At 46.4% G+C, this 6077-nt stretch carries 8 protein-coding genes and 2 pseudogenes; 5 read left to right on the forward strand and 5 right to left on the reverse strand.

The window, feature by feature from the left end:
* The 4 genes and pseudogenes from B5D35_RS22290 to B5D35_RS22305 form a co-directional block, all read right to left on the reverse strand.
* Positions 1–218: transposase (locus B5D35_RS22290; RefSeq protein WP_170915252.1), on the reverse strand; the 218-nt coding region annotated here is incomplete at its 3' end.
* Between the two features lie 74 nt (positions 219–292).
* Positions 293–442, reverse strand: a pseudogene (locus tag B5D35_RS22295) (DUF1097 family protein); the annotation flags it as partial.
* A 236-nt stretch (positions 443–678) separates the two neighbouring features.
* On the reverse strand, positions 679–1146 hold the full coding sequence (locus tag B5D35_RS22300) for a hypothetical protein (protein WP_078754630.1): 468 nt from the start codon (positions 1144–1146) through the stop codon (positions 679–681).
* Positions 1147–1160: 14 nt separating this feature from the next.
* Entirely contained in the window at positions 1161–1604 is a 444-nt protein-coding gene (locus B5D35_RS22305; protein ID WP_244556710.1) for a c-type cytochrome, read from the reverse strand.
* Positions 1605–1836: 232 nt separating this feature from the next.
* On the opposite strand from B5D35_RS22305, the gene B5D35_RS22310 reads away from it, so the two are divergent.
* The 5 genes from B5D35_RS22310 to B5D35_RS22330 all read left to right on the forward strand — a co-directional run bounded on the left by B5D35_RS22310 (position 1837) and on the right by B5D35_RS22330 (position 5655).
* Entirely contained in the window at positions 1837–2454 is a 618-nt protein-coding gene (locus B5D35_RS22310; protein ID WP_078754632.1) for a cytochrome b/b6 domain-containing protein, read from the forward strand.
* A gap of 12 nt (positions 2455–2466) precedes the next feature.
* Complete coding sequence (locus B5D35_RS22315) at positions 2467–2904, forward strand: MarR family winged helix-turn-helix transcriptional regulator (protein ID WP_170915253.1); 438 nt, start codon at positions 2467–2469, stop codon at positions 2902–2904.
* A gap of 316 nt (positions 2905–3220) precedes the next feature.
* On the forward strand, positions 3221–4273 hold the full coding sequence (locus B5D35_RS22320) for a PTS fructose transporter subunit EIIC (protein ID WP_078754633.1): 1053 nt from the start codon (positions 3221–3223) through the stop codon (positions 4271–4273).
* 40 nt (positions 4274–4313) lie between these two features.
* On the forward strand, positions 4314–4628 hold the full coding sequence (locus tag B5D35_RS22325) for a PTS fructose-like transporter subunit IIB (RefSeq protein WP_078754634.1): 315 nt from the start codon (positions 4314–4316) through the stop codon (positions 4626–4628).
* Between the two features lie 199 nt (positions 4629–4827).
* Positions 4828–5655, forward strand: a complete 828-nt coding sequence (locus tag B5D35_RS22330; protein ID WP_078754635.1) for an AraC family transcriptional regulator — start codon at positions 4828–4830, stop codon at positions 5653–5655.
* A gap of 235 nt (positions 5656–5890) precedes the next feature.
* Here the strand turns inward: B5D35_RS22330 and B5D35_RS22340 are convergent.
* Positions 5891–6077: pseudogene (locus B5D35_RS22340) on the reverse strand (group II intron reverse transcriptase/maturase); the annotation flags it as partial.

The raw sequence follows: 6077 nt of genomic DNA on the forward strand, positions 1-6077 counted from the left end.
TGTAGCGCTCTCAATGGCATAGAGAAAATGCGTTTCACCATCAGTGCGGTAGTAATGGCTAAGTCGCTGAATCGGCGAGGTCTACCACGCTTGCCTTGTTTGTTTTGTTTCCACTCAGCTATCGTTTCCTCATCAATCCAAAAGGTCAGAGAACCACGGTTGATTAAGGCTTTGTTGTACTGCTTCCAGTTAGTTGTTTTGTAACGAGGTTTAGACATGAGACTACGACGATTGATGGGTGTAGCCGATCAGATCGTAGCTTCTAGATTTAGTTCCATCGATTTAAGCAACAAAGCCCTTTTACGCCGCCCGTTGGCGATGCAAAGTAGCTAGTGCAACCCAGGAAACCTGCCCATGACAATAAGCCGAAAGAGATAGCAATCCATCCCCATAGACCTGACAAAATACCGGTTGTTAACGAAATCGCGACCAATGTACTCATACTATTTCTAAAGCCTTGCTGCGAAATCACCGCAACTGGTCTTAGCCTCACTTAAAATCAAGTAGGCATACTATGAGAGAATCGCCCCTATTAATCTGATTGAGATCACATTAGCAATGTATGAACATGAACGCTGAACCAAATTCAGCGATATTCGTCACTAAATCCCCATCCTTTTGTTAACGTCATGTTGGTCGATACGCCCTATGAGTCAGCGTGTTTTTTACTTGTTTCGGTTACGCTGGCTGTTCTCTACGCACCTTCTTATTCTTTCTCAGCGACAAGCCATCGCGAATGTTTAGGCTTATCATGGTGAAGTTCACCACACCGCCCACCAGCTCTAGAGTTTGTACCGACCAGAAGAAGGCATCAAATTCACCGCCTGACGATTTAAAGTATAAATAAACCGCAGAAGGTAGCATCACGAAAAAGCCAGTCATTGATGCTACTTTCATGCGTAGCTGCTTGGCACCAATGACGCCTCTCCCTTTATTCGGGTATAACTTCTTTCCGGTTACGCCCGTTATCATCATGAACATCATCATGACCGGCAGGAGCGACGCAATGACGGTTTTCACGGTCGTTATCTGGTCGATGTTTCCAAACAATTTGGCAATCACGGTTGAGCTAAAAAAACCGATAATGGTTAGCAACGCTAATGCACCCGCGCTACGGTGCACACTCACCAATACTTGTCGTTTCATTGGGCTATCCTCTACTACCATTTTGTTTTAAAGCTACGATGGCAACTTTTGCAGCTGCGGTCGGCACTTTTTATCGCCGACTTTAATGCCTTAGCGTCTTGCTCATTGGCCGCAATCACCATGGCTTCATAATTTTGCTTTAGTGAATGTAGGCCTGATTCAAACTTGTCCCATTTACTCCACACCGTCGCTTTACTTTTGCTCCCTTCAACACTGCCTTCAGGGAATAGCGTGGGCAATTCCACCATAATCTTTGTGTTTTCTAACGCCAGTGTTTTGATTTGTTCCCAATCACTGTCGCGACCATCTTCAAGTTTTTTCATTGTTCGAAGGTTATCTGCCATCGACAAAAACTCGCCTTGGCGTGTTTCAATCTTCGATGAGAAATCTGCAGCACTCGCAACATCCACTGACAAGCACGCTGCTACACCTAGTGACAAAAAGGATATGTTTTTCATTAGTCTATTCATTCCGCTCACACTCTCATCAGGAAATATTCTGTTTCATCTTTGTTATGGCTTTGGGTGGAATCACTCATGTGTTCATGCTTTTATATTGCTTAAATACCATTCAGTAACCTTGCATTTCTCTTTCCCCTTTAAGTTGAGACATAATTTACACAACAAACATTGCGCACGCAACTATTGTTGTGTAAATTAACGTCAATGCATTTTTAGAAGAGAAAGAGTGATGAAGATTTGGGATCTCCCGACCCGCTTATACCATTGGCTCCAAGCCGCACTTTTTACGTTATTGGTGATAAGTGGGTTCAGTGGCAACGGCCCGCATGAATTGTTCGGCATCGGACTCGCATGTCTTGTTGTCTGGCGCATTACGTGGGGCATCGCGGGCAGTGATACCAGCCGATTCAAACAGTTTATTTGCTCACCCAACACGGTCATTCGCTATCTGCAAGGCGAGCATTCTCATCATGGTGTAGGTCATAACCCTGCAGGCGGTTGGATGGTAACCATGATGTTGAGCTTGCTCATTGCTCAGTGCTTTATCGGTATGTCATTGGCTGGCTTTTTCGACCCAATCCTAAACGATGACAGTATCCTCTACGACATCGACTTATTGGTTTCTCTTCATATTTGGCTTGCCTACGCACTGGTTACCAGTGTTGTGTGCCATGTGGCGGCGATCGTGATTTACAAAATGAAGGGGAAACCCTTGGTAAAAGCCATGGTTACCGGAAAGCACGCCTCATTGATAGATAGCGCGGGTATCATTTTTAGATCAAATATTCGTGCTGTTATACTGTTGGGCATTGTCGGCGGCGCAATGCGCGTTCTGCTGAACCTATAAACGATAAAGAGAATGACAGTGAGCGAATTTGATCGCCAAACAAGCTTTGGTTGGCTAATTAACGTGGTGGCAGGTCAGGCGGAAAAACACTTGGATGCCGAGCTGAAAAAACACGGTTTAACCGTCGCACTGTGGCCAACGATGATGTGTCTTTGGGAAGAAGAAGGCGTCACGCAACGCCAAATAGCGCAAAAAGCCAAAGTCGAAAGCTCGACAACGACCCGAACGCTCGACAAACTTGAAAAATTAGAATTGGTTGAGCGTCGCGCTGATCCAGACAGTCGCCGTAACTACCGTATTTTTCTAACGCAGAAAGGAAAAGATCTACGTCCTCATGTCTCTCACCTCCCGGTTGATATTAATACTGCACTACTCGGTTCATTAGACGACAAAGAAAAGACGCGACTTATCGGCTTACTGCAAAAAGTGGTTCATAACATCGAATATTAACCCAAACTTTCGTTTTTTTATGGCACCTGCGGGTGCCATTTTCATTTTCTACGTCCTATCTGCGACCACATTTCACCCACCTGAAATTGACCCAATTCACAAAAGACCACCACATTCAGACATAGCTCACAGTATCCAAAACGGTATGCCACCCGCTTAATGTGACTACCTTCTCAGTCGGAAAAACATGCAACATTTCTCCAGTAAAGGGATTGTTTGTCCAATATCTTTGGGGTCGTACCCAGCGCATAATCACCCCATAAATAACGAGGTTAAAAACCTTATAAATTCCAAAACGTTAATGAAAAGGTCTCTTATGAAAACAAATGTTGCAGAACTCAAACGACACCTCCTCACGGGTACCAGCCACATGCTGCCGTTCGTTGTTGCGGGTGGTGTACTTCTTGCTCTGTCTGTAATGCTGGGTGGTAAAGGCGCGGTTCCAGAAGGTGTTTTCCTAGAAGGCATTTGGGACATGGGTATCGCAGGTTTCACCCTGTTCGTTCCTGTTCTGGGTGGTTACATCGCTTACTCAATCGCTGACCGTCCAGCACTGGCTCCAGGTATGATTGGTGCTTACCTTGCTAACCAAGTACAAGCAGGTTTCCTCGGTGCCATCGTGGTGGGTTTCATCGCTGGCTACGTTGTTCTGCAACTGAAGCGCATCCCTCTTTCTAACAAGCTTAAAGCGCTTTCAACGTATTTCATCATCCCAATCGGCGGTACTTTCATCGTATCTGCACTGGTTGTATGGGTGATCGGTCAACCAATCGCATCTTTCATGCTGTTCATGAACGAAGGTCTGCAATCAATGGCAGGTACTTCTAAAGCGGTTCTGGGTGCAATCCTAGGTGGTATGACTGCATTCGATATGGGTGGTCCAATCAACAAAGTAGCAACCCTGTTCGCACAAACTCAAGTTGGCACTCAGCCTTGGCTGATGGGCGGTGTTGGTGTCGCAATCTGTGTTCCACCTCTAGGTATGGCTCTGGCAACATTCCTTGCGCCTAAGAAATATTCTCCAGAAGAGAAAGAAGCAGGTAAAGCAGCGGCAATCATGGGCTGTATCGGTATCACTGAAGGTGCAATCCCATTCGCAGCGAATGACCCAGCACGTGTAATCCCAGCAATCGTAGCAGGCGGTATCGTAGGTAACGTCGTCGCATTCCTGGCTGGTGTACTGAACCACGCACCTTGGGGTGGCCTGATTGTTCTGCCGGTAGTTGAAGGCCGCATGATGTACGTCGTCGCTGTCATCGCCGGTGCCGCAACCACGGCTCTGATTGTCAACGCACTGAAAAAACCAGTGGCAGACCGCGAAGAAGAAAAGCAAACGCAAACCGAAGAACTGGAACTGTCCTTCGATTAATGAATAAAGACACAAATAAGAAATACATAGGTAAATGATTATGAAATTGATTGGTGTAACATCTTGCCCATCTGGCGTAGCGCACACTTACATGGCTGCTGAAGCTCTGGAAACCGCAGCACGCGCTAAAGGTTGGGAAGTTAAGATTGAAACTCAAGGCGCGATTGGTATCGAAAACGAACTGACCGCAGCAGACGTTGAAGCAGCAGATGTTGTGGTACTAACTAAAGATATCGCCATCAAGAAAGAAGAGCGTTTTGCAGGCAAGAAAATCGTTCGAGTAACGGTAACACAAGCAGCAAAACAAGCGCCTGAAATCGTGAACAAGTTAGAAGCGATGTTAGCGCAAGCGTAAGAAAAAAGAGCGATGCAGGGTGGCAACAATAATCCACCCTGCATTCTTTTATTCCAGTGACGGAAATCACCTCAGGCATCGCGACACCTACTTAGCCAAAGTCGCCAATTTTTCGTCAATACCTAAGCCACTTCAAAACAGCACGATGCAGGTTGCTTAGGTATTCCGAATAATAAAAAAACAACGTCAGGGCAACACCATGTACCAACATATTTCCGACTCATTGAGTGCTTTCCAAGGTTCACTTGTTCGCATCTGCAGCAGTGAAAATACGCCGCCAGAAGGCGCGTATCAGGTTAACTTTAACCGCTTGGAAATCATTCTTGAGGGGAAATATGATTTGGTCGTGGACGCGAACCAAGGTGATGAACACCTTACGCTAAATCAAAACGACATGATCTACATCCCGTCGAATGCGTGGAGCAAACCCACTTGGGAAAACTCCTGCAAAATGATGTCGATCTTGTTCAGTAAAAATCAGGTCGGTTTCAGCTTTGTTTACTTCCAAGAAGGCGAAGGCTTTGTTGAGGTGTTCAAACACGCCATGCCACTCCCCTCTTCAATGGCCCTAGAGCACCTCATTGACTCACTGAACAGCCTCGCGACCGAACCACGCTTCAGTGCCATGGGTGAGTCGTTGGCCAATGCCTTGCTCATTTACTGTCGTGAACTGCTGCAAAACCCGCAACTTGAGAAAACCAGCCGTTCGGAAAAACTCTACCGCAGCATGTGTATTTACGTGCAGGAGAACTTCCACAAAGACATTACGCGCGTATCTATCGCCGATCGCTTTGGTGTCTCGCAAGCGCATGTCTCGCGCCTGTTTAACCAAGAAGGCTCAGTGAAGTTTGCGGACTACGTGACATACGTGCGCCTCGACCGCGCGAAATTCATGTTGAAGAAGTACAACTTCAAAGTCGATGAAATCGCCCACCGCTGTGGTTTCAGAGACACCAACTATTTCTGCCGCGTGTTTAAACAGAAGACCGGTAAGACACCGAGTGGGTATCGATTGGGGGCGGCATAGCCCGCTGACAGCTCTTTTCTGAAAGGGCTATTCAACACTCTCGAAAGCCTTCAGTAACAGTTGAAGGCTTTGTTGTTTTAGTTTGTCCTATCTATAGCAGAGCCTTTGTTGCTAGAACGTTTTTGTCGAGTAGACGACACCTGTTACCAAGTGTCGTCCCTCTAAGAACCCAGCGTGCAACTTTCACCGCACTAGGCTCAAGCCTTCACGAAGGCACCGATTGGCACCCAGCAACTTATAAAGCAGCGAGAGCAGGCTCATGCCAAGAGTTACGGCATTGCTTCTTTGATTTTCTCTTAGCCAAGTATTCTTGGTATTGAGGATCAAAAGGCGTAGCGGCACTCCTGATTTTTACATGTCTCTCTATTGGCACCTTAGCTATTTGAAACAGATTGAACTGACAATCCATATCCATGATCTTC

It is taken from the genome of Enterovibrio nigricans DSM 22720, assembly GCF_900167155.1.
Lineage (GTDB): Bacteria > Pseudomonadota > Gammaproteobacteria > Enterobacterales > Vibrionaceae > Enterovibrio > Enterovibrio nigricans.

Excerpts from the sequence above, each read along its gene's own strand:
- B5D35_RS22300 (WP_078754630.1), bottom strand. The coding sequence starts at position 1,146 with ATGAAACGACAAGTATTGGTGAGTGTGCACCGTAGCGCGGGTGCATTA.
- B5D35_RS22315 (WP_170915253.1), top strand. The coding sequence starts at position 2,467 with ATGACAGTGAGCGAATTTGATCGCCAAACAAGCTTTGGTTGGCTAATT.
- B5D35_RS22305 (WP_244556710.1), bottom strand. The coding sequence starts at position 1,604 with ATGAAAAACATATCCTTTTTGTCACTAGGTGTAGCAGCGTGCTTGTCA.
- B5D35_RS22310 (WP_078754632.1), top strand. The coding sequence starts at position 1,837 with ATGAAGATTTGGGATCTCCCGACCCGCTTATACCATTGGCTCCAAGCC.
- B5D35_RS22325 (WP_078754634.1), top strand. The coding sequence starts at position 4,314 with ATGAAATTGATTGGTGTAACATCTTGCCCATCTGGCGTAGCGCACACT.
- B5D35_RS22330 (WP_078754635.1), top strand. The coding sequence starts at position 4,828 with ATGTACCAACATATTTCCGACTCATTGAGTGCTTTCCAAGGTTCACTT.
- B5D35_RS22320 (WP_078754633.1), top strand. The coding sequence starts at position 3,221 with ATGAAAACAAATGTTGCAGAACTCAAACGACACCTCCTCACGGGTACC.